Source organism: Microbispora sp. ATCC PTA-5024 (assembly GCF_000511135.2).
Lineage (GTDB): Bacteria > Actinomycetota > Actinomycetes > Streptosporangiales > Streptosporangiaceae > Microbispora > Microbispora corallina.
The window spans coordinates 711,511-736,388 of the sequence record NZ_KI866525.1 but is presented as its reverse complement, the minus strand read 5'-3'; the positions used below and the strand labels follow the sequence as shown (position 1 = coordinate 736,388).

General features: G+C 74.0%; 20 protein-coding genes. 9 read left to right on the top strand and 11 right to left on the bottom strand.

From position 1 onward, the window contains the following. Positions 1-59 precede the first annotated feature (59 nt). Positions 60-515, bottom strand: a complete 456-nt coding sequence (locus MPTA5024_RS29270; protein ID WP_198167459.1) for a MarR family winged helix-turn-helix transcriptional regulator — start codon at positions 513-515, stop codon at positions 60-62. Positions 516-578: 63 nt separating this feature from the next. Here MPTA5024_RS29270 and MPTA5024_RS29265 point away from each other — a divergent pair, with 63 nt between their 5' ends. Beyond that, positions 579-1,682: a serine hydrolase domain-containing protein gene (locus MPTA5024_RS29265; protein ID WP_198167458.1), complete on the top strand. Its 1,104-nt coding sequence runs from the start codon at positions 579-581 to the stop codon at positions 1,680-1,682. A gap of 162 nt (positions 1,683-1,844) precedes the next feature. Here MPTA5024_RS29265 and MPTA5024_RS29260 read toward each other — a convergent pair whose 3' ends face one another. From MPTA5024_RS29260 to MPTA5024_RS29250, 3 genes are all read right to left on the bottom strand, one after another. Continuing rightward, positions 1,845-2,408, bottom strand: coding sequence for a hemerythrin domain-containing protein (locus MPTA5024_RS29260; protein WP_051458813.1), 564 nt, complete (start codon positions 2,406-2,408; stop codon positions 1,845-1,847). Positions 2,409-2,504: 96 nt separating this feature from the next. After that, positions 2,505-4,160, bottom strand: a complete 1,656-nt coding sequence (locus MPTA5024_RS29255) for a serine/threonine-protein kinase (protein ID WP_051458812.1) — start codon at positions 4,158-4,160, stop codon at positions 2,505-2,507. A gap of 42 nt (positions 4,161-4,202) precedes the next feature. After that, entirely contained in the window at positions 4,203-5,723 is a 1,521-nt protein-coding gene (locus MPTA5024_RS29250; RefSeq protein WP_051458811.1) for an SGNH/GDSL hydrolase family protein, read from the bottom strand. Between the two features lie 351 nt (positions 5,724-6,074). Here MPTA5024_RS29250 and MPTA5024_RS29245 point away from each other — a divergent pair, with 351 nt between their 5' ends. The 4 genes from MPTA5024_RS29245 to MPTA5024_RS29230 all read left to right on the top strand — a co-directional run bounded on the left by MPTA5024_RS29245 (position 6,075) and on the right by MPTA5024_RS29230 (position 11,351). Further along, positions 6,075-8,591: a tetratricopeptide repeat protein gene (locus MPTA5024_RS29245; RefSeq protein WP_198167457.1), complete on the top strand. Its 2,517-nt coding sequence runs from the start codon at positions 6,075-6,077 to the stop codon at positions 8,589-8,591. A gap of 94 nt (positions 8,592-8,685) precedes the next feature. Continuing rightward, the gene (locus tag MPTA5024_RS29240; RefSeq protein ID WP_036330392.1) at positions 8,686-9,477 is read left to right on the top strand and encodes a tyrosine-protein phosphatase; all 792 of its coding nucleotides are present in this window, start codon (positions 8,686-8,688) and stop codon (positions 9,475-9,477) included. Positions 9,478-9,564: 87 nt separating this feature from the next. Continuing rightward, complete coding sequence (locus MPTA5024_RS29235) at positions 9,565-10,026, top strand: MarR family winged helix-turn-helix transcriptional regulator (RefSeq protein ID WP_198167456.1); 462 nt, start codon at positions 9,565-9,567, stop codon at positions 10,024-10,026. A 50-nt stretch (positions 10,027-10,076) separates the two neighbouring features. After that, positions 10,077-11,351: an MFS transporter gene (locus tag MPTA5024_RS29230; protein WP_084370086.1), complete on the top strand. Its 1,275-nt coding sequence runs from the start codon at positions 10,077-10,079 to the stop codon at positions 11,349-11,351. Positions 11,352-11,452: 101 nt separating this feature from the next. On the opposite strand, the gene MPTA5024_RS29225 is transcribed toward MPTA5024_RS29230, so the two are convergent. Both MPTA5024_RS29225 and MPTA5024_RS29220 read right to left on the bottom strand, forming a co-directional pair. Continuing rightward, positions 11,453-12,529, bottom strand: coding sequence for a Gfo/Idh/MocA family oxidoreductase (locus MPTA5024_RS29225; protein ID WP_036330391.1), 1,077 nt, complete (start codon positions 12,527-12,529; stop codon positions 11,453-11,455). Positions 12,530-12,535: 6 nt separating this feature from the next. Then, the gene (locus MPTA5024_RS29220; RefSeq protein WP_157099788.1) at positions 12,536-13,441 is read right to left on the bottom strand and encodes a proteasome assembly chaperone family protein; all 906 of its coding nucleotides are present in this window, start codon (positions 13,439-13,441) and stop codon (positions 12,536-12,538) included. A 100-nt stretch (positions 13,442-13,541) separates the two neighbouring features. Between MPTA5024_RS29220 and MPTA5024_RS29215 the strand changes: the two genes are divergently transcribed. Beyond that, a complete protein-coding gene (locus MPTA5024_RS29215) occupies positions 13,542-13,925 on the top strand; it encodes an ankyrin repeat domain-containing protein (RefSeq protein ID WP_036330388.1) in 384 nt (127 codons plus the stop codon). Between the two features lie 63 nt (positions 13,926-13,988). After that, complete coding sequence (locus MPTA5024_RS29210) at positions 13,989-15,011, top strand: terpene synthase family protein (protein ID WP_036330386.1); 1,023 nt, start codon at positions 13,989-13,991, stop codon at positions 15,009-15,011. Between the two features lie 95 nt (positions 15,012-15,106). On the opposite strand, the gene MPTA5024_RS29205 is transcribed toward MPTA5024_RS29210, so the two are convergent. Beyond that, on the bottom strand, positions 15,107-17,170 hold the full coding sequence (locus tag MPTA5024_RS29205; protein ID WP_232326693.1) for an ATP-binding protein: 2,064 nt from the start codon (positions 17,168-17,170) through the stop codon (positions 15,107-15,109). Positions 17,171-17,390: 220 nt separating this feature from the next. Here MPTA5024_RS29205 and MPTA5024_RS41400 point away from each other — a divergent pair, with 220 nt between their 5' ends. After that, a complete protein-coding gene (locus MPTA5024_RS41400; RefSeq protein ID WP_157099787.1) occupies positions 17,391-17,552 on the top strand; it encodes a hypothetical protein in 162 nt (53 codons plus the stop codon). A gap of 4 nt (positions 17,553-17,556) precedes the next feature. On the opposite strand, the gene MPTA5024_RS29200 is transcribed toward MPTA5024_RS41400, so the two are convergent. Further along, positions 17,557-18,423: an ABC transporter permease gene (locus MPTA5024_RS29200; protein ID WP_036330383.1), complete on the bottom strand. Its 867-nt coding sequence runs from the start codon at positions 18,421-18,423 to the stop codon at positions 17,557-17,559. Further along, complete coding sequence (locus MPTA5024_RS29195) at positions 18,420-20,996, bottom strand: alpha/beta fold hydrolase (RefSeq protein WP_036330381.1); 2,577 nt, start codon at positions 20,994-20,996, stop codon at positions 18,420-18,422. The genes MPTA5024_RS29200 and MPTA5024_RS29195 overlap by 4 nt, the downstream gene beginning before the upstream one ends. Before the next feature lie 146 nt (positions 20,997-21,142). On the opposite strand from MPTA5024_RS29195, the gene MPTA5024_RS29190 reads away from it, so the two are divergent. Further along, positions 21,143-22,429: a hypothetical protein gene (locus tag MPTA5024_RS29190; RefSeq protein ID WP_063794799.1), complete on the top strand. Its 1,287-nt coding sequence runs from the start codon at positions 21,143-21,145 to the stop codon at positions 22,427-22,429. Between the two features lie 153 nt (positions 22,430-22,582). Here MPTA5024_RS29190 and MPTA5024_RS29185 read toward each other — a convergent pair whose 3' ends face one another. Together MPTA5024_RS29185 and MPTA5024_RS29180 are read right to left on the bottom strand one after the other, a co-directional pair. After that, positions 22,583-23,620: a copper resistance D family protein gene (locus MPTA5024_RS29185; protein ID WP_036330379.1), complete on the bottom strand. Its 1,038-nt coding sequence runs from the start codon at positions 23,618-23,620 to the stop codon at positions 22,583-22,585. After that, positions 23,617-24,651 carry a copper resistance CopC family protein gene (locus MPTA5024_RS29180; protein WP_051458808.1) on the bottom strand — a complete coding sequence of 345 codons (1,035 nt, stop codon included), beginning with the start codon at positions 24,649-24,651 and terminating at the stop codon, positions 23,617-23,619. Before MPTA5024_RS29180 ends, MPTA5024_RS29185 begins: the two co-directional genes overlap by 4 nt. Positions 24,652-24,878 lie beyond the last annotated feature (227 nt).

Sequence of the window (24,878 nt, the reverse complement as noted above, 5' to 3'; positions counted from 1 at the left end):
CGGGCGTGGCGATCGGACGCGAAGTGCGGGCGCGGAGTGCGGGCGCGGCGTGAAGGCGGTCACTGGGGGCGGAGGCGGCGGGCCAGGAGGTCGCGCAGCGCTCCGGTGGCGTCCGACAGGCGCGTGAGGCCGTCGAGGAACTCCTCGGGGGCCTCCAGTGCGCCCAGCAACTCCTCGGTGACCGCCGCGCGGGCGGCCCGTCCCGCCTCCACCGCCTCCCGCCCGTACGGCGTGATCTCGATCACCCGGGCCCGCTGGTCGTCGGGGGAGACCCGGCGGGCCACGTAGCCGACGCGCTCCATCTCGGCCGCCACCTTCGAGGCGCCCTGCGGCGTCATCCCGAGCAGTCCCGCCAGGTCGGTGACCCGTACGGGACCGGTCAGCAGGTGCTGGAACACGTACCCGTGCACGGTGCGGACCTCGGAATGGCCCGCCTCCGCCATCCGCGCGCGCACCTTCGTCTCGCACGCCGCGGCGAGGGCCGTGAAGAGGAGCGTGAGATCTCTTGACGTCACGAGCCGCATCCTCTAATACTCAACCTAGGTTTCACAACTTAGGTTGAATAAATGGAGGCGGCCATGAGGTGCGATCCGGCGTTCGCCGCGGTGCGCGAGGCGTTCACAAAGGTCGTCGAGGCGGGGCCCGGCGGTGCGGCGCTCGCCGTGCACGCGGGCGGGCGGCTCGTCGTCGACGTCTGGCACGGCACGGCCGACGAGGCCGGGGTGCGGCCCTGGGAGCGCGACACCGTCGTCAACGTGTTCTCGGTGAGCAAGGGCGTCGTCGCGACCCTCGCCCACCTGTTCGTCCAGCAGGGGCTGGTCGACCTGGAGGCGCCCGTCTCGGCGTACTGGCCGGAGTTCACGGCCGGCGCGACGGTCGCCGACCTGCTGTCCCACCGGGCGGGGCTGCCGGCCGTCCGCCGCGAGCTGCCGGCCGGTGCGCTGTTCGACTGGCGGACCATGACCGAGGCGCTCGCGGCCGAGCGGCCCTGGTGGACGCCGGGGGAGCGGCACGGATACCACGCGGTGACGTTCGGCTGGCTGACCGGTGAGGTCCTGCGCCGGGTCAGCGGACGGCGCGTCCGCGACCTGGTCCGCGACGAGCTGAAGATCCCGGGCCTGTCGATCGGCCTGCCGGAGCGGGACGCCGGTCGCGCCGCGTTCCTGCTCCCGCCCGAGCCGGGGCCACCGCCGTCCCCCTCGCCGCTGCTGCGCGCGATGACCGACCCGGAGTCGGTCACGATGAAGGCGTTCTGCAACCCCGCCGAGCAGCTCACCCCCGGGCTGCCGAACACGCAGGCCTGGCGCGCCGCCGAGATCCCGGCGGCCAACGGCCACGCCTCGGCGCGAGCGCTCGCCACGCTGTACGGGCGGCTGCTCGCGGGGGAGATCCTCGACGCGCCGGTGCTGGCGCGGGCCGTCGAGCCGCGCAGCGAGGGGCCTGACGAGGTGCTGCTGTCGCCGACCCGGTTTGGCCTGGGGTACATGCTGTCCAACGAGACCCGGCCGTTAGCGCCGAACCCGCGGGCGTTCGGGCACAGCGGGTCGGGCGGGGCGCTGGCCTTCGCCGACCCCGACGCGGGCGTGGCCCTCGCCTACACGCCGAGCCGGATGCTGCTCACCCCGGCGGGTCCCGACCCCCGGTGGACGCCGCTGATCGAGGCGCTGTACGGCCTCCCCTGACCGCGGGTCCCGCACGTTGATGCGCGGCGAGACAGGGCGGCGCGCGGCCGGCGTTCCCGGGACCCGCCGGACCCGTGAAGGCCCGGGCGGGTTCCGGGCGCCGGGCCTTGGGGGCGTGCGGGGCGGGGCGGGCCGTTTCGCGAAGGCCCGGCCGTGCGGGGGTCAGCCCTGCTTGTTCTTGACGGCCTTGAGCAGCTCCTCCTTGCTCATGGCCGACCGGCCCTGGATGCCGAGCTCCTCCGCCTGGTGCAGCAGCTCGTCCTTGCTGCGCTGCCGGGGCTTGGGCGGGCTCTGCAGCTCCTGGGCCTTGGCCTGGCTGAAGACCTTGCCGAGGCGAACGCGCTCGGCGGCAGGGACGGCCTTCTCCAGAGCGGGGAGGATGTCGGTCTCCTCCTCCTGGACGTGGTGCGACACGGCGGCCACCAGCTCCTGGAGGATCGAGTCGAACTCCGGCCCGTCGGGGTCGGCCGCCATCAGCTGGGCCAGGGTCTCCTCGGCCTCGTGGTGCTCCTCGGCGCCGTGGCGGACCTCACCCGCCTCCTCGCGGTCGCGCTTCTCGAGCAGCGGGTAGACCTCGCTCTCCTCCGCGCGGGCGTGGGCGACGAACTTCGCCGCGAGCTCCGCGACGAGGGCCGGGCGGTTCTCGGGCACCTTCTGGAGCCGTTCGAAGATCGACTCCACGTCCCGGTGATCTTCCTTGATCAGGCTGATGACGTCGGTTGCCATGGTTCCTCCTGTGCGTGGACGCGCTCGCACTACCCGGCGCCGCCCCGATCACACCGGGCCGGACGGCGCACTGAGAAGAACCGGGAGCTCCCGCCGTCATCCGTCCTTGGACAGGTCGCCGTTGTAGGTCACCAGCCCGGCGTCGTCCTTCCACCGGTACGCGAGTTTGTCGCCCTTCCGGGTCAGCGTCACGTCACCGGGGACGCATCCGGGCGCCGTCAGCCGCAGGGCGAGCGCGGAGTCGCCCGAGACGACGGCCTTCAGCTCCAGCGTGCCCACGCAGCCGTCGTCCGGCTCGGCCCACCGCGCATCCAGGCGGCCCGCCTGGAGGGTGATCTCGACGTCGTGCTCACCCATGATCAGGGCGGGGGTGGGGACGATGTGCCCGCGCCAGGTGCCGGCGAACGCCGCCGGGATCGTGCCCGCCCGGCCCGTGGTGGCCGGCCGCGACGTCTCACCCCCGGTCGCCGGCTGCGTGGCCTCGTACGACGGGGTCGGGGCCGCCGGGCTCCCGGTGACCGCGCCGGACCCGGCCGAGGAGGGAGGAGCGGACGGGTGGCCTCCCGACGGGTCCTGGATCAGTCGCGGGACCAGGAGCGCGGCCGTGACCGCGAGGGCCGCGACGGCGGCGGCGATCCCGACGAGGAGACCCGCCCGGGAGCGGCGCGGCGCGGGGGGCCGCGTGTCCGCCTCGGCCCGCTGCGCAGGCCCGGTGGGCTGTCCGGTCTCCCCGGAATACGCCGGCTGTCCTGCCCGGCCGCTGCTTCCCCGCGCGCCAAGGTACGGCTGCCCCTGCCCGGCGCCTCCGCCGTTCCCGGGCGCGCCGGCGTGCGGCCCTCCGTAAGGGTCTCCGTACGGGGGGTTCGGGGGCCCTCCGTGCTGTCCGCTCCGCCGTCCTCCGTACGGGTCGCCGGGCGGGCCGCTGGAGGCGGCGGCGGCGCCGGCGCGGAGGGGGTCGGGGGACGAGCCGACCAGCTCCAGCAGCAGGTCGCGGGCGGCCGGGCGCATTGAGGGGTCCTTGGCCAGGCAGCGGCCGACCACATGCCGCAGGGGCTGGGGCACCGCCGACAGGTCGGGGTCGGTGGTCATGATGCGGTGCATGACGGCGGCGACGGAGTCGGCGCCGAAGGCGGCCCGGCCGCCGGCCGCGTACGCGATGGTCGCGCCCCAGGCGAACACGTCGGAGGCCGGGGTGGCCGGCCGCCCGGCGATCTGCTCGGGGGCCAGGTAGGCGGGCGTCCCGATGGGCCCGGCCGTGATCGTCTCGCTCTCGCCCTGCCGGGCGATGCCGAAGTCCACCACCCGCGGGCCGTCCGGGCCGAGCAGGACGTTCCCCGGCTTGAAGTCGCGGTGCACGATCCCGGCGGCGTGGATGGCGGCGAGGGCCGTCGCCGTCCCGACCGCGAGCCGTTCCAGCTCGCCGCCCCGCAGCGGGCCGTGCGCCGCCACCCGCTGCTGCAGCGACGGGCCGTCGATGAACTCGCTCACGACGTACGGCCGGGATCCCTCGACGACCGCGGTGAGGACGCGCGCCGTGCAGAAGGGGGCGACGCCGCGCATGGCGTCGATCTCGCGGGCCAGTCGCTGCCGGACGCCGGGGTCGAGCCCCGCCTTGAGGACCTTCACCGCGACGGGCTCGCCGTTCGGCGCGTACCCCAGGTAGACGATCCCCTGGCCGCCCTCGCCAAGGCGTCCGCTCAGGCGGAACTCCCCCAGTGCGCGGGGGTCATCGGGCTCCAAGGGGGTGACCATGGGTCATACCGTAGCGATACGGGTCCCCTGGAGCCGCAGGGATCACAGCAGGCCCAGGTTGACGGTGTAGGCGAGCCTGCGGCGGCCGGCGTCGCTCATGTGCAGGTGGTCGCCGTGGTCGTACGGGAGCGCGAGCTGCTGGGGGAACTCCGGGTCGCGCACGGCCTTGTCGAAGTCCACGACCGCGTCGAACGCATGGCTGCTCCGGATCCAGGCGTTGATCTTCTGACGGATCTCCTCGCGCTCCGGCGTCCAGGTGCCGAAGCCGTAGAACGGCGTGAGGGTCGCCCCGACGATGCGCAGCTTGCGGGCATGGGCCTGCTGGATGAGCCGCTTGTACGCGTAGATGATCGGCTTGGCCGAGGTGTACTCGCCGCGCGAGATGTCGTTGATGCCCTCGTAGAGGACGATCGTGCGGACGCCCGGCTGGGTCACCGCGTCGCGGTAGAACCTGCTCAGCCCGCTCGGCCCCTCGACGGGGTGGAGCAGGCGGTTGCCGGCGATGCCGGAGTTGAGCACGCCCATCCTCCGGGAGGGGGCCAGGCCGGCGATGCGGTGGCGCAGGTAGTCGGTCCACCGGCGGTTGGCGTCGAGGTCCTGCCCGGCGCCGTCGGTGAGCGAGTCGCCGAACGCCACGACCGACCGGACGGCGGCCGGCGCGGCCACCGCCACGCGGTCGAGGAAGTACCACTGGCTGCTCGTGTAGGTGAAGCCGTCGGCCTTCTCGTCGGCCGCGTGGTCGCCCGGCCCCGACAGGAACGTCGTCGCGTACGCGCGCTCGTGGCCGGTGATGTTCCGCACGGTGGCCGGGAGGTAGACGCTCACCACGACGTCGGCCCCGCCGGGGATCTTCCCCGGGATCGGGTCGCTCCAGGCCGCCCGGCCCGGCCGCACCGTGACCGACGTCCTGCCGGCGAAGGTGACGGGCCGGTTGGTCCCCGAAAGGATCTCCGCGCCGTACGCCTGGATGCCGAGGTGCACGTCGCGGAACGTCACGGCCGCGGTGCCGAAGACGTTCGAGAGGCGGATGCGGGCGCCCGCGCCGCCGATGCTGGTGCGCACCACCATGCGGACGGTCTGGCCGCCGAGGGACGCGTCGACGAGGTCGCTCGGCGCCGACCACGTGCCGACGAGGTGGGACGTGCGCTCCGGCTCGTCGCTCCGGTGGCCGGAGGAGCCCTTCCCGTCGGGGGAGCGGCGCACCGCCGACGACGAGGCCGCCGACAGGCGCCGACGCCCGTCCGCGCCCGCCCCCGTCGTCTCGGCGGCGGACGGAACCGCCTCCGTCGCATTGGCGGCGGACGCGAGTGCGGCCGTCGTCGCGTCGGGGCGCGAGGCCGCACCCGGAGCGTCCGCCACCGTGCCGGCCGGCGGAGCCGCCTCCGGGTCGCGTGCCGCGTCGTTCCGCAGGGTCGCCCCGGGCCCGCGCGCCGCGTCTCCCGTCGTGCCCGTCGCCGGCGCGCCCGTCACCGTGCCGGTGACCGTCGCCGTCGCGGCGAGGGCCGCCGTGGCGGAGACGGCGATCGCGGCGAACAGGGTCAACCGGTGGGCCGGCCGTGGCATCGGGATCCTCCAAGGATGTGCCGGGAGGGGCGGGTGCGCCCGGGGGGATGCGTCCGTGACGCCATACATTACGGCCCGGGGGGCCGCGCTTGACCACGACCCGCCCTGATCGTGAAGGTCGCCGCCGTAATGTCACCGGCGTCTGGTTGAATCTTTACCGTCGGACGACGGCGCCGAGCTCTTCCTCGTCGCCCTCCCTCGTCCCGGAGGACATGACGGATGCTCCCGTCCCCGCATGACGACGACGCGTCTCCCGGCCGGCGCCCGGAGGGGCCCTCGGGCCGGCCCGAGGCCGGTCCGCCGGGCCGCACCCCCAGAGCGTCCCTCGGCCGTTCCCGAGCGCGGGGCGGCGTGTCGCCCGTACGGCGGCGGATGTCGCTGGCGGCGCCCGCGGTGGCCGGCATGGCGGCGGCGGTGGCGAGCGCGCTCGGCACGTCGCTCGACATCTGGACCCTCCCCCTGACCGCGCGGATCGTCGTCACGGTGGCGGCCGCCGCCCTCGTCGGGACGCTGACCTGGGCGACCGCGACGCCCCACGCGTCCGGCGAGGGCACGCGCGGGCCCGAGGGCGCGCCGCCCCCGGCCGAGCTGCCGCCGGTCATCGCCCACTTCACCGGCCGGCGGGAGATCCTCGACGAGCTGCGGCACCGGTTCGCCGAGCGCGACGCGGACGCCCCGCTCGTGGTGTCGCTGTACGGCCGGGGCGGGGTCGGCAAGTCGGCGCTCGCGGCGCGGTTCGCCCACGAGGTCATCGCCGGCTTCCCCGACGGCCAGCTCTACTTCGACCTGCGCGGCGCCGACGGCGAGGCCCGGCCCGAGGAGGTGCTCGCCGGGTTCCTGCGCGCCCTCGGCGTCCGGCTCACGACCGACCCCGGCGGCCTGACGGAGCTGCAGAAGCTCTGGTGGACCTGGACCAAGGACCGCCGCATCCTGATCCTCCTCGACAACGCGCAGAACGCCGACCAGGTCACGGTGCTGGTGCCGCCCGAGCCACGCTGCGCCGTCATCGTGACCTCGCGCCAGCCCCTGTTCCTGCGCAACCGGTACGACCGGCAGCTCGGCGCCTTCACCGAGGCCCAGGGCGTGGAGCTGCTGGCCCGCCTCGCCGGGGACGACCGCATCGCGGCCGACCTCGACGCGGCCCTGGAGATCGTCCGGCTGTGCGACCGGCTGCCGCTCGCCATCAGCATCTGCGGCGGCCGCCTGGCGACGAGGGAGAACTGGTCGCTGGCCGAGCTGGCCGGCCGGCTCGGGGACGAGCGCCGCCGCCTCGACCAGCTCCAGGTCGGCCGGGAGATCGACAAGAGCGTGCGGGCCTCGCTCCAGCTGAGCTACGACGACTGCACCGACATCCAGCGGCGGCTGCTGCGGCTGCTCGGCCTGCTCACCGCGCCCGACGTGCAGGCGTGGGTGGCGGGCGACCTGCTCGACGCCTCGGAGCTGGACGGCGCCGACCAGCTGGAGGCCCTGGTGGACGCCCAGCTCGCCGAGTGCTCGGGCACCGACGCCACCGGCCACATGCGCTACCGGCTCCACGAGCTGGTCCGCCTCTTCGCCTACGAGCTGGCCGTACGGGAGGAGCAGGAGCCGAGGCGGCTCGCGGCGATCGAGCGCGTGCTGTACGGCTACCGCCGCCGCGCGGAGGCGGCCGCGACCGACCGCTGGCCGCAGGACTGGCGGCGGCGCGGACGGCGGCCCGGCCCGTCCGACGGCGGGGCGGCGGCCGAGCGGCAGATCTCCTCGGCCGGCTGGTTCACCGCGGAGCGGCTGGCCCTGCTCGCGTCGGTCCACCAGGCGCGCGCCGCCGGGCTGTGGGACCTGGCCTGGGCCACCGGCCGGGCGTTCTGCTCGCTGTGCCACTCGCTGCGGGCGTACTGGTCCGACTGGCGGGCCGTGGCCGACATCGCCTGTGAGGCGGCCGAGCGCACCGGCGACACCCGCGCCCTCGGCATCGCCCTGCTGGAGCGGGCCGCCGTCGCCGGTGGGATCGGCAGGTACGCCGAGGCCCGCGCGGACGCCGATCGCGCGCGGGAGCTGTTCGACGGCCTGGGGGAGACGTGGTGGGCCGCCCGGGCGATGCGCACGGTCGGCATGACGCTGTTCAGCGAGGGCAACCTCGACCGCGCCCAGGGCCTGCTGCTGGCCGCCGTCGACGCGTTCAAGGCCGAGGACGACCGGTGGTGGCAGGCGCGGACCCAGCGCAACCTCGCCGAGCTGCGGCTGGCCCAGCGCCGGTACGCCGAGGCGCGGGAGCTCCTGGAGGACTCCCTGACCGCCTTCCAGTCCGGGGGCAACCGCTACTCGGAGGCGCAGACGCAGCGCGTGCTGGGCGAGGTGCTGGCCGCCGAGGCCCGTCGGCTGCTCGCGGCCGGCGACGCGATGGACGCCGAGCGCAGGTTCGTCCTCGCCGGCAACGCCCTCCGCTTCGCCATCCGGGCCTTCCACGACCGCAACGAGGAGTGGGAGGAGGCCCGCTGCCTGCGCGCGGCCGGCGAGATCGGCGACCCGCAGAACGGCCTGCAGGAGTACGCGAGCGTCCGCGAGGCCAAGGAGACCCTGGCCAAGCTGGGCGACTCCTGGGGCGTCGCCCGCACCGAGATGTCCGAGGCCGGCGCCCTTGCGCGGCTGGGCCGCCAGGACGAGGCGGTCGAGGGCCTGCGGGGCGCCGCCCGGCACTTCGCGGAGCTGGGCGACCGCTGGTGGCAGGCGCGCGGGCTGCGCACGCTCAGCGAGGTGCTCCTGGAGGCCGGCCGGCGGGCCGAGGCCCGGGAGCCGGCGGCCGAGGCGCTGGCCATCTACCGCAGCCTCGGCAACGAGGCCGGCATGTCGCGCGCCCAGGACGTCCTGGAGCGGGCGAGCCGCGGGTGACGCGCGGTGGAATGTCCTGGCATGACGTTCGGTGGGACAGACATTCACTCTGCCCTCACGTTCACGCCGTTTTGCGACATATAGGCTCTCGGGGGTGAACGAGCGCTGGATTGATCTCGAAGGTGCGGTCAACGTACGGGACCTGGGCGGGCTGCCCACGACGGACGGCGGGACGACCCGGTACGGGCGGATCCTGCGGGCGGACAACCTCCAGGGTCTGACCGAGGGCGACCTCAGCCGGCTCGTGGGGGACCTCAAGCTGCGCAACGTCGTCGACCTCCGCTCCGACACCGAGGTGCGCCTGGAGGGGCCCGGGCCGCTGACCCGGCTGCCGGAGATCGAGATCCACCACCTCAGCCTGTTCGCCGAGGGCGGGCGGTTCACCGACGTCGAGGCCGACACGATCGACGACCGGGCGCTGCCGTGGCAGGACGAGCGCTCCGAGGACGAGGCCGCCGAACTCCGGGTCACCGGCTACTACTACGGCTACCTACGCGACCGTCCCGACTCCGTGGTGGCGGCGCTGCGCGTGCTGGCCGACGGCGACGGCCTGGCGGTCGTCCACTGCGCCGCGGGCAAGGACCGCACCGGTGTGGTCAGCGCGCTCGCGCTCGCCGTCGCCGGGGCCACCCGCGAGGCGATCATCGACGACTACGTGGCGACCGGCGAGCGTCTGGAGGGCATCCTCGCGCGGCTGCGGGCGAGCGACACCTACCGGACCGACCTCGACTCCAAGCCCGCCGACAGCCACCTGCCGCGGGCGGAGTACATGGCCCAGTTCCTGACCACGCTCGAGGACAGGTTCGGCGGCCCGTTCGGCTGGCTGGAGACCCAGGGCTGGACCGAGGAGGACACCGAGGCGCTGCGCGCCCGACTGCGCGACTGAACCCCCGGGAGGGGGGCCGCGAACCGGACTCGCGGGAAGTTGTATAAGCTTCCTATGTAATTTCCGGTTCGCGTCAGGAGCATGCCCGTGGCCGACACCCACGCCGTTCCCGGAGAGGAGACCCCTCCGGTCGCCGCCGTGCTCGAAGAGCTCGCGCTGCTCGCCGTACGCCGGCTGACGACGCCTCGCGACATCAGCCTCACGGCCGCGTCCACGCTGTCGTCCCTCGAACGGAACGGTCCCGCGCGGCTGAGCACGCTCGCCGCCGAGCAGGGGGTCAGCCAGCCGTCGATGACCCAGCTCGTGCAGCGCCTGGAGCGCGAGGGGCTCGTGGGCCGGCGGTCCGACAGCCTGGACGGACGGGCCACCCGGATCGCCGTCACCGACGCCGGACTGGAACTGCTGGCCGCACGGCGGCGCCGGCGCAGGGAACTCATCGCCGGCATGCTCGGCGGGCTGTCCCCCGACGAACGGCGGGCGATCGACCGGCTCGCCGGCGAGTTCCTCCCTCTGCTGCTGCGCCTGCTGGAGACCCCGGCGGCCGAGTAACCCCCGGCCGCCGCCCGACGGCCACCCCCTCGCTACCTCCAGGAGGTTCGGTGAGCTCTGCTCATGCCCCCGTTTCCAATCCCTTCAAGCAGCCGAAGGCGGTCTGGGCCGTCGCCTTCGCCTGCGTGATCTCCTTCATGGGGATCGGGCTGGTGGACCCGATCCTCCCGGCTCTCAGCAGCAAGCTGCACGCGACGCCGAGTCAGGTGTCGCTGCTGTTCACCAGCTACCTCGTCGTCACCGCGGTGGCCATGCTCGTCACCGGCTGGGTGTCCAGCCGGATCGGCGCGAAGCGCACGCTGATCGCGGGGCTGGTCCTCATCGTCGTGTTCAGCGCGCTCGCCGGGCTGTCCGGCGGCATCGTCGGCATCGTCGGCTTCCGCGCGGGCTGGGGACTGGGGAACGCGCTGTTCATCGCCACCTCGCTCGCGGTCATCGTCGCGTCGAGCAGCGGCGGGTTCGCCGGCGCCATCATCCTGTACGAGACCGCGCTCGGCGTCGGCATCGCCGTCGGCCCGCTGCTCGGCGGCGAGCTGGGCGGCATCAGCTGGCGCGGCCCGTTCTTCGGCGTCGCCGTCCTCATGGCGATCGCGCTGGCCGCCACCGTCACGCTGGTCCGCCCGACGCCGCGGCCCGCCCGCAGGACCGGCGTGCTCGACCCCATCAGGGCGCTGCGCCACCGCGGCCTGCTCACCATGGGCCTGACCGCGCTCTGCTACAACTGGGGCTTCTTCACCGTCCTCGGCTTCGCGCCGTTCCCCATGGGGCTCGACGCCCACCGGCTCGGCTACGTCTTCACCGGCTGGGGGCTCCTGGTCGCCCTGTTCTCCGTCTTCGGCGCCCCCCGGCTGCAGGCGCGCTTCGGCATCGCCAAGACGCTGTACGCCAACCTCGTGCTGTTCAGCGCGGACATCCTGGTGATCGCGCTGTTCACGGACAACACGACCGTCCTGGTCTGCTGCGTCATCGTCGCCGGGGTCTTCATCGGCGTGAACAACACGGTCACCACACAGGCGGTCATGACGATCGCGCCGGTGGAGCGGCCGGTGGCCTCCGCCGCGTACGGGTTCATCCGCTTCATCGGCGGCGGCCTGGCCCCGTTCGCCGCGGGCAAGCTCGCCGAGGGCGTGAACGTCCACGCGCCGTTCTACGTGGGCGCGGCCTCGGTGCTGCTCGGCGTGGTCGTCCTGGCCACGGCGCACCGTCAGCTCGGCGAGGCCGAGCGCGTCCAGGCGGCCGAGCTCGCCGCGGCCGCGCCGGCCGCCGCGCGGCGCGAGGAACTGCAGGAGGAGGCCCTCGCCGAGGACCTCGGCAGCGCCACCTGAGCACCCTCACGGGCCCGCGGACGCGTCCGGTGCCGACCTCCCTCCGGCGCCGGGCGCTGCGCTCACCCTGGGCCGCGCCGCTCAGGCGGCCGTGCCGCGGGTCACCCCTCGGGTACGGGCACGACCTGTCCCGTGCGGGCCGACAGCGTCGCGGCCTCCAGGACGGCGACGGTCGCGGCGGCGCTGTCCGCCGTCACGGGCGGCGGAGCGCCCTCCCGCAGGGAGGCCAGCACGCCCTCGTAGAAGCGCTGGTAGGCCCCGTGCTCGGTGGGGACCGGGCGGTCGTCGCCCTCGGTACCGAGGCGGCCCCACCGCTCGGGCGCCTCGGCGCCCCAGCCCGCGCCGCCGAAGGCGTGCGGGTCGCCGGGCCGCTCGCCCGCCCGCAGGCGGTCCTCCTGCGGGTCCAGGCCCCACTTGACGTACGCCGCCTGAGAGCCGAGCACCCGGAACCGGGGGCCGAGGCGGGCGGCGACCGCGCTCATCCACAGCTGCGACCGCGTGCCGCTCGCGTGCGTGAGCGCCACGAACGCGTCGTCGTCATTGCTCACGCCCGCACGCCGGATGTCGGCCTCGGCGTACACGTGGGAGACCGGCCCGAAGAGCTGGAGCGCCTGGTCGACCAGGTGGCTGCCGAGGTCGTAGAGCGTGCCGCCGACCTCGCCGGGGCCACCCGTCTCGCGCCAGCCGCCCTTCGGCACCGGACGCCATCGCTCGAACCGCGACTCGAAGCGGTGCACCGTCCCCAGCTCGGGCAGCAGGCGGCGCAGCGTCAGGAAGTCGCCGTCCCAGCGCCGGTTGTGGAAGACCGCGAGCATGAGGTCGCGCTCGCGGGCCAGCCGCGCCAGCTCGCGCGCGTCCGCCGCCGTGCCGGCGAGCGGCTTGTCGACGACGACCGGCAGGCCCGCCTTGAGCGCCTCGGTCGCGAGCGGCACGTGGGTGCGGTTGGGGGAGGCGACGACCACCAGGTCGGACCGGTCCCACAGGTCGGCCGCGTCGGCGACGACCTCGGCGCCGGGGTGCTCGCGCCGTACCCGCTCGGCCTTGGCCGGGTCGCGGGTGACGACGGCGGACAGCCGCAGGCCGGGAGTGGCCGCGATCAGCGGCGCGTGGAAGAAGGAGCCCGCGGGGCCGTAGCCGGCCAGGCCGACGCGGTACTCGGCGACGTCGGGGAAGCTCATCGGCGGTCAGGAGTCCCGGTCGTCGCGCTCGGCGAGGAACGCCTCGAACTGCGCGGCCAGCTCCTCGCCGGTCGGCATCGGGGTGTCCTCGGCGAGCAGGCTCTCCCGCTCCGCGCCCGTCTGGAACGCGTCGTACTGCTGCTCCAGGCCGCGGATCGCCCCCGACAGCTCCGCCGAGGCGCTGATCTGCTCCTCGATCTCGACGGTCGTCCGCTCGGCGGCCTCGCCCAGCGCGTCCAGCGGGAAGACCAGCCCGGTCGCCCGGGTGATGGCCTCCAGCGCGGCCAGGGCGGCCTGGGGGTACTCCGCCTGAGCCAGGTAATGGGGCACGTGCAGGGCGAAGCCCAGCGTGTCGTGTCCCTTGGCGCCGAGGCGGTATTCGATGAGGGCGGCCGCGCTCCCCGGCACCCGCACCTTGCCGAACGGGCTCGGCGAGCCGCTCGCCAGCTCCGGCTTGGAGCCGTGGGCCGTGTGGCCGAGCGGCCGCGTGTGCGGGACGCCCATCGGGATGCCGTGCACGGTCACCAGCGTGCTCACGCCCAGCTTCGCGACGAGCACCTCGACGGCCTCGGTGAACAGCTCCCACTCCCGGTCGGGCTCGGGGCCGGTCATCACGAGGAACGGCGTGCCGGTGAGGTCGTACGCGAGGTGGACGGCCAGCTCGGGGGCGTCGTAGTCGGTCCAGTGGTCGCTGTCGAAGGTCATCACCGGCCGCCGGGACCGGTAGTCGAGCAGCCGGTCCACGTCGAACGTCGCGACGACCCGGTGCTCCAGCTCGGCGAGGAGATGGCCGAGCGCCAGCCTCCCGGCCGCGCCCGCGTCGACGAACCCCTCGAAGTGGTAGAGCAGCACCGGATCGGTCAGCTCGGGGAGCTCCCCTTCGAGCCGAAAGAGATCCGTGGGGTCGAACACGTGTCCCAGCCTTTCTCAAGGAGCCTTTACCTACAGAACCTACGGGGTGCCCCAGGGATTCCGTGCGGTTGCGGCGACCTTACCGGTGGACAATGGCCACATGGAGTCCGACCCGGAGCTGGAGGGGTTCGCCACCCGCCTGTTCGACCTCGCTCGGGCGGGGGAGACGGAGGCGCTGTGCGCGTACGTGGACGCGGGCGTCCCGGCGAACCTGCGCAACCAGAAGGGGGACACCCTGCTGATGCTCGCGGCCTACCACGGCCACGCGGGCACGGTCCGCGCCCTGGCCGAGCGCGGGGCCGACCCGGACCTGACCAACGACCGCGGCCAGACGCCGCTCGCGGGAGCCGTGTTCAAGCAGGAGGTCGAGGTGGTGCGGGCTCTGCTGGACGCGGTCGCCGACCCCCAGGCCGGCACCCCGTCCGCCCTGGAAACCGCCCGGATGTTCGGGAATCAGGAGCTCCTAGAGCTTTTCGGACAGTGAATACGGAAGGGTCTTATTGCCCGAGAGATGGCCAATCGGACGCCTGAAAGTCATGCTGGCGTCGTGGCTAGTACCCCCGACATCTTCTCCACGAGCGGACCACTGTACGTACCCCCGCTGCCGTGCCCGTTCCCGAGCGAGATCAACCCGAGCGTCGCCGAGATCGACCGGGAAAGCCACGAGTGGCTCCGGGACTCCGGCATGCTGGGGGAGACGGCGCTCGTGCACTTCCGCCGGTCAAAGATCGGTTGGCTGGCCGCCAGGACCAATCCCCTCGTGCCGGCCGAGAGCCTCCGGTTGCTGAACGACTGGTACAACTGGCTGTTCGCGTTCGACGACGTGTTCTGCGAATCGGAGCGGCTGGGCCGCAGGGCCGCCACCCTGGCCCGGGCGCTGCCCCCGCTCTTCGACATCCTCGACGAGCGGCGGGAGCCCGACGCGGACGACTCCATCGGCCTGCCGTTGCGCGAACTGATGTCCCGGATCGCGAAGGCGGGCACCCCCGCCCAGATGGACAGGTGGCGCATCACGGTCAGGGAGTACCTGTTCGCCCAGATCTGGGAGGCGGCGAACCGGGAGGGCGACCTGATCCCCGGCGTCGAGGAGTACCTGCTGATGCGGCGGTACACCGGCGCGACCTACACGTGCTTCGCGCTCATCGACGTGGCCGGCGGATACGCGCTGGACGCCGACGAGTGGCACCACCCGGACGTGCGGGCGCTCAGCGACCTCGCGTGCGACCTGATCGGCTGGGACAACGACCTGCTGTCGTACGCCAAGGAGCTCGGCAACGACGGGGCGCGGCACAACCTCGTCACCGTGCTCATGGCGCACCGCACGGGCTCCCTCCAGGCGGCGCTGGAGGAGGTGGTGGTCATGCACAACCACGCCCTCGCCGCGTTCGTCCAGCACCGGGCCTCGGCGGAGCGCTGGGCCTCGGAGCGGGTGCGCCGCTACGTGCGGAGCCTCGAGCACTGGGTTCACGGGCACATCGACTTCTCCCTGGCCAGCGCCCGCTACATTCAGGCATGGCCGCGGGGGACCCGCTGGGGCGCGGCCCGGCCGCTCGCCGACCGCATGGGCTGAGCCCTCGCGCGCGGCCCGCCGCCGCGGGCCGCGCGCCCGTCGTCAGGGGCCGCGCGCGAGCGGTCAGGGGTCGCGCACCCGCAGGCCCGGGGAGGTCAGACGGCGTCCGACTCCAGCTCGCCCAGCGCCATCGCGATGGTGTCGTCGAGGTTGAGGGCGGCGCCCAGCTCGCAGAGCGCGAAGAACCGGTCCTCGCCGAGCGTGTCCATGCCCTCCTGGACGCACTTCTCGTGCTCGGCCGTCAGGAACGGCGACCCCATCTGCGGCAGGCCGAACGACTGCCAGTTCTTCTGTGCGGCGCCGAGCAGCCGGGCGGCCTGCTCGGCCTGCCCCTGCGCCATGTGCAGCCGGGCGATCGTCTCCAGGACGAGCAGGACGCCCAGCACGTCGTGGAAGTGCCGTTTGATCCGCAGCGCGTCCCTGGCGCTCGGCATGGCCTCGTCCGTGCGCGCGGTGGCCATCTTGATCATTGCCATCACCCAGAGGGCGTAGGAGCGCAGCCATTGCTCGCCCCGCTCCTGGCAGATCTTGAGGCAGTCCTGCAGCAGCGTCTCCGCCTCGAAGACGTCCTGCTGGGCCGTGAGCACCAGGGACAGCTCCACGATCGCCGGGAGCAGGCCGGGGTTGAGCTCCCGGCCGCCCCTGTGGAACTCGATGGCCACGCCGAGCAGGGCCATCGCCTTCTTCAGGTCGCCCTGGAGGAAGGCGGCGGTCCCGAGCATCTTGGTCGCGAGGATGACCGCGGTCGACTCGCCCACGCGGACGGCGTCGGTGCTGCACTGCTCGGCCGCCTCGATCGCGCCGGACACGTCGCCCTGACCGCTGCGGATGTAGGAGAGCACCCACAGCGCCTTGCAGCGCTCCTTGCTGGCCTGGGGCGAGGCGGCGAGGGCGCGTTCGAGGTAGTGGCGGCCCTCGCGGACGAAGCCGCAGGCCACCCACATGAACCACAGCGAGGACAGCAGCTCCAGGCCGATGCGCTCCTCGCCCTGCGTGGACAGGCAGTACTCCAGCGCGACCCGGATGTTGTCGTGCTCCTGGCGCATCCGGGTGTACCAGTGCACCTGCCGGGGGCCCGACCAGGAGTGCTCGCTGCGCTCGGCGAGCTGGAGATAGTAGTCGCGGTGCCGCCGGCGCAGGGCCTCGGTCTCGCCGAGCTTTTCGAGCCACTCGCCGCCGTACTGCCCCAGGGTGTCGATCAGCCGGTACCGCTGCCCGCCCGGGGTCGAGAAGCTCAGCAGGACGGACTTGTCGACCAGGCCCGTGATGACGTCGAGAATCCGCTCGGAGGGCAGGCTGTTGCCGGCGCAGACGTAGCGGGCGGCGTCGAGCTCGAAGTCGCCGGCGAACACGGACAGGCGGGCCCACAGCAGCCGCTCGGCCGGCTCGCACAGCTCGTGGCTCCAGCCGATGGCCGCGCGCAGCGTCTGGTGGCGCGGCAGAGCCGTACGGCTGGCCCCGGCCAGCAGGCTGAACCGGTCGGCCAGCAGCGCGAGGATCTGCTGCACCGACAGCGTCCGCAGGCGCACCGCCGCCAGTTCGATCGCGAGCGGGATGCCGTCGAGACGGCGGCACAGCTCGGCCACGGCCGTGATGTTGTCCTCGTCGACCGCGAAGTCGGGCGCGACGGCGGAGGCGCGGGCGCTGAACAGCTCGACGGCCTCGTTGGTGTACGGGCTCTCCATGGGGTCGTCGCCCGGGACGGTCAGCGGCGGCACGGCGACCGTGTACTCGCCCTGCGCGTTCAGGGACCGCCGGCTCGTGGCGATGATCCGCAGCTTGGGCGAGGCGTTGAGCAGCTCCTGCGTGAGCTCGGCCACGGCGTCGACGAGGTGCTCGCAGGTGTCCAGGAGCAGCAGGATCTCCCGGTCGGCCAGCCACTCGGCGAGCGTGTCCGATCCGCGCCGGGGCGACTGGTCCGCGATGCCGAGCGCCGCGGTGATCGTGTGGTGGACCATCCCGGGGTCCTGGAGCCGGGCGAGGTCGGCGTACCAGACGCCGTCCCGGAACTGGGAACGCACCTGGTGGGCGATGCGCAGCGCGGTGCGGGACTTGCCCACTCCTCCGATGCCGGTCACCGTGACCAGCCGGGACTCCTGCAGCCGCTGCCTCAGGGAGGCCAGGAGCCGTGTCCGCCCCACGAAGCTCGTGAGCTCCACGGGGAGGTTCCCGTCTTGCCGCCATCCTGCTGGCGTAGCCATGCCGCCTCACGGGGGATTCGTCCGGCGTGCTGTCTGCTCCCGCATCGTACCTTTGCGAACCGATGACTGTCCGGTGGTGGGTACGTGACGTTTCTCCGCAGGAGTGGGAACGTGGCCGCCCGCTCTCCGGAAGGTGACGGGGTCCGCCGGGTCCGCGGGTTGCGGTTAGCATGGGCGCGTGAGCGTTCAGCATCCGGATGACATGCGTCCGGTGGACCTCTTCGACGAGGGGCCGCCGGTGCTGCCCGACCAGACGAGCGACGACACCGACCTCGGGTGGGGCGACTGGCGTCCCGACTCCGACGACCGCTACCTGGAGGAGCGGCCGCCCCACTGGTGACGGGTCAGGAGACCACGTCCTTGCGGCGGAAGCGGCGGAACGCCAGGGCGACGAGGATCGCCGAGTACGTCACGGAGATCGCCACGCCCTTGACCATCCCGCTGTAGTCGGGCTGTGGGGCGAGCGCGTCCAGCCAGGCGGTGTTCCAGAAGGTGGGGAGGAACTCGCGCAGCGAGCCGAGCGCCTCCACCGCCTGCAGGATGCTGCTCACGATCACCAGGCCCACGGCGCCGCCGACGGCGCCCAGCGGGGAGTCGGTGCCGACCGACAGCAGGAAGGCCAGCGCGGCGACCACCAGCTGGCTCACCAGGGCGTACCCGATGACCACGGCGAACTTGGGCAGCACGTCGGCGGCGGGGATGACCTCGCCGGTGCCCGGCACGCGGATGTCGTGCCAGCCGAAGGCGAGCGTTCCGGCGAGCAGCGCCATGAGCGGCAGCACGGTCACCGCCGCGGCCGAGTAGGCCAGGGCGACGACCAGCTTCTGGCGCAGCAGCCGGTCCCTGGGCACGGGCGCGGCCAGCAGGTAGCGCAGCGACGACCAGCTCGCCTCGCTCGCGACCGTGTCCCCGCAGAACAGTGCGACGGCGACGACGAGCAGGAAGCTCGCCGACACCGACAGCGCGAACGCCGCGAAGTTGAGGCCGCCCTGGGTCGCCAGGTCCGACAGCCGAACCCCGCCACCCGGGCCGTTCGAGGCGGGCCCGAACTGGAACGCCACCACGAGGACCCACGGCAGCGCCAGCAGCAGGGCGAACATCACGATCGTCCGGCGCCTGCGGAACTGCCGGACGAACTCCACCCGCAGCGGCAGGGTCCGGCCGGGCGCGTAGCCGGGGGCCGAGGCGGTCACCGTGTCGGCCGGGCTCATCGGCTCTCTCCGATCAGGTCGAGGAACACGTCCTCCAGCCGGGGGCCGGAGCCGTTCACGTGGGTCGCGGCGCCCAGCAGGTCGCCGACGGGCCCGGCCGACACCAGCCGTCCCCGGTGCATGACCACCACGTGGCTGCAGGTCTGCTCGACCTCGCCGAGCAGGTGGCTGGAGACGATCACGGTGCGCCCGCGCTCGGCGTACGCCTTGAGCACGCGGCGCATCTCGGCGATCTGCGGCGGGTCGAGCCCGTTCGTCGGTTCGTCGAGCACGAGCAAGTCCGGCAGGCCGAGCATGGCCTGGGCGATGGCCAGGCGCTGCCGCATGCCCTGGGAGTAGGTCCGCACGGCGCGGTCGAGGGCCGCGCCCAGCCCCGCGATCTCCAGGGCCTCCTCCATGCGGGCGTCCTCGGGCGGCCGTCCCGTGGCGCGCCAGTAGAGGTCCAGGTTGGCCCGCCCGGTGAGGTGCGGGAGGAAGCCGGGACCCTCGACGAACGACCCCAGCCGCGACAGCACCGGGGCGCCGGGCACGACCCGCGTCCCGAAGATGCGGATCTCCCCCTCGTCGGGGTGGATGAGGCCCATCAGCATCCGCATGGTCGTGGTCTTGCCCGCGCCGTTCGGGCCGAGCAGGCCGAGCACCTGCCCCCGCTCGACCCGGAACGACAGGCCGTCGACCGCCTTCTCGCCGTTGCGGTAGCGCTTGCCGAGGTCGCGGATCACCAGCGGCACGTCGGCCAGGTCGTCGTCCGTACGGCCGGCCGTGCGGGGGGCGCGGCCGGTCAGCAGCAGCACGGCGGCCACGACCACGGCGACCAGTGGGAGCACCCAGGTCCACCAGGCCGGGCCGGTGGCCGGGGTGGTCAGCGCCGGGTCCGACGGGACCGTCAGCTCGGGCGAGTCGAGCCCGATCCGGTACACGGCCGGGGCGGCGGGTGTGGCGAATCCCATGTCGGTGGTCGACACCACGAGCCGGAACCGGTGGCCCGCGTCGAACCGCCGGTCGACTGCCGGCAGCGTCACGGTCACCGGCGTCCCCGACTCGGTCGCGGTGACGCGCAGCGGGGCGACCAGGCTCGACGGCAGCACGGGAAGGGCTCCGCCCGTGTCGTAGAGCTTGGCGAACAGCGTCGCCTCGCCCGTGCCGTAGACGCGGATCCTGACCGTGGGGCTGCCGGTCACCTGGACCGGCGCGGTCAGCGGCGCCGACTCGAAGGCGGCGAACTGCCCCGGCATGTCGAGGGCCACAGATACGGACCCGCCCCCGGCGCCGCCCAGGAGGCCGCCGAACCCCGGCACGGAGGAGACGGAGGCGGGGGAGCCGCCCGGCGGGTTCGCCACCGGCTGCTCGGGCCCGGCCAGCCCGACCCGGCTCTGCCGGACGCCGCCCAGCCCCGGGTACGCCGCCGACGTGGCGTGCACGAGCACGGTCCGCCGGGTGCCCGGGTCGCGCCCGCCGTCCCGGCTCACCGTGAAGGGGACGCCGTCCCCGCTCGCGGCCGACCCCTTGAGCCAGTGGTCGAACCAGCCCGTGGTGCGGTCGGCGACCCAGTCGGGCTCGGCGTCGCCCCCGTCGTGGCCGCCGTCGTACCAGGCCACCTCGACGGGGGCGCCGGTGGCTGCGATCGCCCGCGCGTTCGCGTCGGCCTGCGACAGCGGGAACAGCGAGTCGTGCTGGCCCTGGATCAGCAGCGTGGGGATCCTGATCCTTCCGGGGACGGAGACCGGGCTCGACCGCCGCAGCATGTCGACGGCCGCCTGGGTGGGCCGGCCCGTCTCGGCCACCGTCTGGTACATGTCGCAGATCGACGGCAGGAACCGCCCGCACCGCACCTGGTCGGCCGTGGGGACGGCCGCCGTCCCCGCCCGTCCGGCTCCGGTCAGGGCCGCGAGGGCGGACGCGTCCGCGCCGCCGTCCGGGGCGAGCCGGTCGGCCCCGGCGCTGAAGAAGATGCCGGCCCACATCTTCTTGAAGACGCCCTCGGCCGGGCCCCTGCCCGTCGCGTCGGGGAACAGCGCGTCGGCCAGGTCATACCAGGTGATCTGGGGGACGATGGCGTCGATCCTGCGGTCGTACGCCGCGGCCATCAGCGCGATCGCGCCGCCGTACGAGCCGCCCGCGATGCCCACGCGCGGGTCGCCGGGGCCGTCGAGCCGGACCTCCGGCCGCGCGGCGAGCCAGTCGACGAGCCGGCGGACGTCCTTGACCTCGTAGTCGGGGGAGTTGAGGGCGATCTGGCCGGTCGACCGGCCGAACCCGCGGGCCGACCAGGTCAGCACGGCGTACCCCCGCGCGGCCAGCCGAGCCGCCTGCGCGCGCATGCTCTCCTTGCTGCCGCCGAACCCGTGGGCGAGCAGCACCGCCGGGGCCCTGCCTCCGGACGCCGGGGGGAAGAAGGTCGCGTCGAGCGTCACCCGCTGGTCGTCGGCCGGGCCGTCCAGCACGGGGATCGTGAGATCACGCCCCCTGACCGGCTCGTCACCGGGCCACAGCGCCCAGGTCAGACCCCCCACAACCAGGACGAGCAGCGTGGCCACCGTCGCGAGGGCCCGCCGCCCACCCGGAAACGTCATGTCGCGATGCTACTTACCCGCTCCTGAGAGACGACTGAGGACCGGCCCCAGACCCGGTCGCACCGCCGCGATGTGCGCAATCGTGATGATGGATCGGGGTAAACCCCGATTGCGCGGCGGGTTTACGGACCGGCATCATTTCGCGCGTGACCCAAGGAACGACGCTCGGCAACGTCCCCGCCCGCATCATCGGGTGGGCCCTTCCCTACTGGACGCGAGGGGAGGCGGGCAGGCAGACCCCGGCAGACCTGTTCCGGGTGCTGTACCTGGGCTGGCTGGCGGCGTTCGTCCTGAAGGTCCTCGGATCGTCGTGGGACGTGTCGTGGCACTTCAGGTGGCTGCGCGACGACCTGGCCCCGCCGCACCTGCTCAACACGGTCGGCACGGTCATCGCGGTCGGCCTCGCCATCGTGCACTGGTACACCGGGTACGGCGTCGACCGGACGGCCTCCCGGCTGATCGTGTGGGGCACCGGCGTCTTCCTCGTCGCGATCCCCCTCGACCTGATCAACCACCGGGTGAACGGCCTCGACATCACCGCCTGGAGCCCCTCGCACGCGCTGCTGTTCATCGGCACCGCGCTCATGATCGCCGGGGCGATCCGGGGCTGGTGGACCGGGTCCGCCGGCCGTCCGGAGATCTCGCCGCTGCGGCGCTCGCTCGTGCTGGGCGGGCTGTTCGCGTTCTTCCTGGAGAACGCCCACTTCCCCGAGCAGCACCAGGAGTACGGCGTGCTGGAGCTGGCCTCGTGGGACCGCGGCCACCCGTACGCCGAGCCGAGCCTGCTGCACTTCGCGGCCGACCAGATGGGCCGGGCCGTGGACCGCGCGATGATCGTCAAGTTCTCGCTGCCGATCCCGGACTACGTCTACCCGGTGTACGCCGGGATCCTCGGCATGGCGATCCTGGTGTTCGCCCGGCTCATGGTGGGGCGGCGCCTCACTGCCACCACGATCACCGCCGTGTACGTCGGGTACCGCTGCCTGGTGTGGCCGCTCCTGGTGGGGACGGGCTTCCCGCCCTCCGCCGTCCCGTTCTTCTTCCTGCTCGCCGGGGTCTGCGTCGACGCGGCGTTCCTGCTGCGGCAGCCGTACGTCCGGGCCGTCGGGGGCGCGGTGCTCGTCACGGCCGCGGTGTACGGCGGGCTCGCCGTGCAGGACCGGCTGCTGGAGGCGCCGCCGTACGCGCGGGATTCCTGGCCGGTGGCCGCCGCCGGGCTCGTGGTCGCCTGGCTGGCCGTGGAGTGGTTCGTCCGCCGGCACGGGCTCGCGGCGTCCGACTCGGGTCAGGCGACCGGCACGGCCGCGTCCGTGGCTCCGCTCGCCGTCCTGTCCGGTACGGCGCAGGCGTCCGAGGCCGTCGAGCAGCAGGCCCCCGCCGACCTGCCCGCCGCCGTCGACGTCGCCGTGGCGGCCCCCGAACCCACCGCCTGATCGCCGGAACCCGGGTGCCGCTGTTTGATCGCCGGGACCCGGATCCGTCGTCCGGTAGCCGGGACCCGGGTGCCGCTGCCTGATCGCCGGGATCTCGTCGACGAGGGCTCGGGTCAGGCGACGGGAGCTCGGTCAGGCCAATGGGAGATCGCGTCAGGCGACGGGGGCTCGGGTCAGGGCGACGGCGACGCCGTAGGCGAGGCCCATGACGGTCAGCTCGAACGCCGCCCAGGCAGCGAATGCCGTTGGCGCTCGCCGTGCGATGGCCGGCATGAGGCGCCAGCGGATGTTGGCCCCCAGCAAGGCGACGATCCCGATCAGCACGGCCTTCGCGAGCACGAGCTGGCCGTACCTGGTCGTGACGAGCGACTCGGGGAACCGCTCGACGGGGGACAGGACCAGCTCCACGACCCCGTTGAAGACGCCGGAGGCGCCGACGACGAGGAGGGCGTACGTGGCCAGCCGCGAGAAGCGCGGCAGGGTCCGGGCCAGCAGCTCGCGGTCGCGGTGCACCAGGACGGCGAGGGCGATCAGGCCGCCCGTCCACGCCGCCGCGCCGAGAACGTGGAGCTCCATGGAGACCATGCTGAGGTCGTGCCAGTACCAGTTCGAGGCGTGGCCGGTCACCGGGAGCGGCAGCAGCCCGAACCCGGCCACCAGGACCCGCAGCTCGGCCGGCACCTTCTCGCCGAAGCGCACGGCGAACATGCCCACGGCGGCGGCGGCCAGGGCGCAGGAGGCGCTCACCACCAGCCCCTGCCCTGAGCCGATCCCGTTCACGTAGTCCGCGATGTCGGGGACCTTCCCCGGGGTCAGCTCCGCCGCGCTCAGCACCACGGACGTCAGGGCGGCGGCGCACCAGATGAGCGCGCAGAGCACCGCCCAGTGGCGGGCGCGGGCCGCAATGGGCTCCGTGCGGACCGGGTCGTCGAAGCCGAGCAGCTTCGGCAGCAGGCTCAGCCCGACCGTCGCCGTGGCCGCCAGGTCGAGGACCAGCCGGGTCACCGGCAGGCCGTACTCGACCACCCTGCCCGGCATCGGGATGCCGGGGACCGCGCCCGGCAGCGTCAGCCACGTCGCGATCACCACGGCGAGCGCGCCTCCGGCGGTGAGTCCCGCGACCGGGATCCGCCCCCGGTACGGCTCGGCCGCCGAACCCCTCGCGGCTCGCCGTCCCAGGGTCGCGGTCACGCCTCGCCCCCCGAACCCCTGGTCGTGTCGCCGCCCGTCATGTTTTCGCCCGCCGCGCTCGGCACATCCCCGCCGCCCGCCGGAGCCCCGGTGTCAGCGCTGTCAGCGGCCGGACGGGTGCCGCCGTTGCCCGCGATCGCGGGCGTGGTCCCTTCTGCGGCTCCCGCCCCACTCCCAGCGGTGCGGTCGGCCGCGCCAGCGGAGGTCGTCGGCGCGGCCGCATCGTCTCCGCCTGAGCCCGTGATGCCCGGGACAGGTCCGGAAGGGCCGCCTGCCGGGGCGCCGCCGGCCGCGAGGGCGAGGCGACGGTCATGGCGGACGAGCACGCGGATGGCCAGCGCGAGCAGCGCGGCGGTCGCGACCAGCAGCCCCCAGACCCATCCGCCGCTCGATCCCGGCACCTCCAGCGATCTCCCGGCGCCTGTCGCCGGTGTGCCGCCGGACTCCGAACCGGAGGGCGGCGCCGCGCCGCCGGTGCCGCCGGTGACCGTGAAGGTGATGGTGCCGGTGACGGGATGGCCGTCGTTCGACACGATCCTGTACCCGATGGAGTAGTCGCCGGCGGGACCCGCCGGCCGTACTGAGATGAAGACGCCGGCGCCGCTCGTTCCCACCTCGCCCTGTTCGTAGTGGGCCCCGCCAGGGCCGGTGACCGCGATCCTCGCGAAGTCGCGTCGGACCGCCTGGTCGAACGTCAACGTGACCACATTGGGAAGAGCCGCCAGCCGCGCGCCCTGCTGGGGGTCGCTGCCGATCAGGACGTTGTGGGCCGAGGCCGGGGATGCCAGCGGCGCCGCCGTCGCGAGCAGCGCCAGGACGAGCGCCGCGATCGCCCGGCCGGCCGCCCGCGTCGCCGCCGGGAGGGCGCGAGCCGCCCGTGACGCCCGCCCCTCGACCGTGACCGCCGGACGAGCCCACAGGCGCGGCGAGGCGTCTCCGAAGAGGCGTCGGGGCGCCGGACGGGGAGCGGACGCGCGACCGCCCGCACCCGCAGTGCTCCCGCGTCCATGGGCGCGTGGGACCTCGAACACCTGGCTTGCCTTCCCCTTGCCGTGCACCGACCCAGCCATGGTCCCATTGATCCCGCCCGGCCCGGTCCCCGCCCGCGCCCCCTGTGGACAACCGAGCTTCGCCGGGCGACGGCGGGGCTCCGGGCCGCGCGAGTGTCACCGGTCTCGCGCGACCCGGAGGCCGTGCCCGGGGCGGGCGGCGCCGGCTGCCCGCCCCGGGGGTGGTGCCCGGGCCGCGCGAGTGTCAC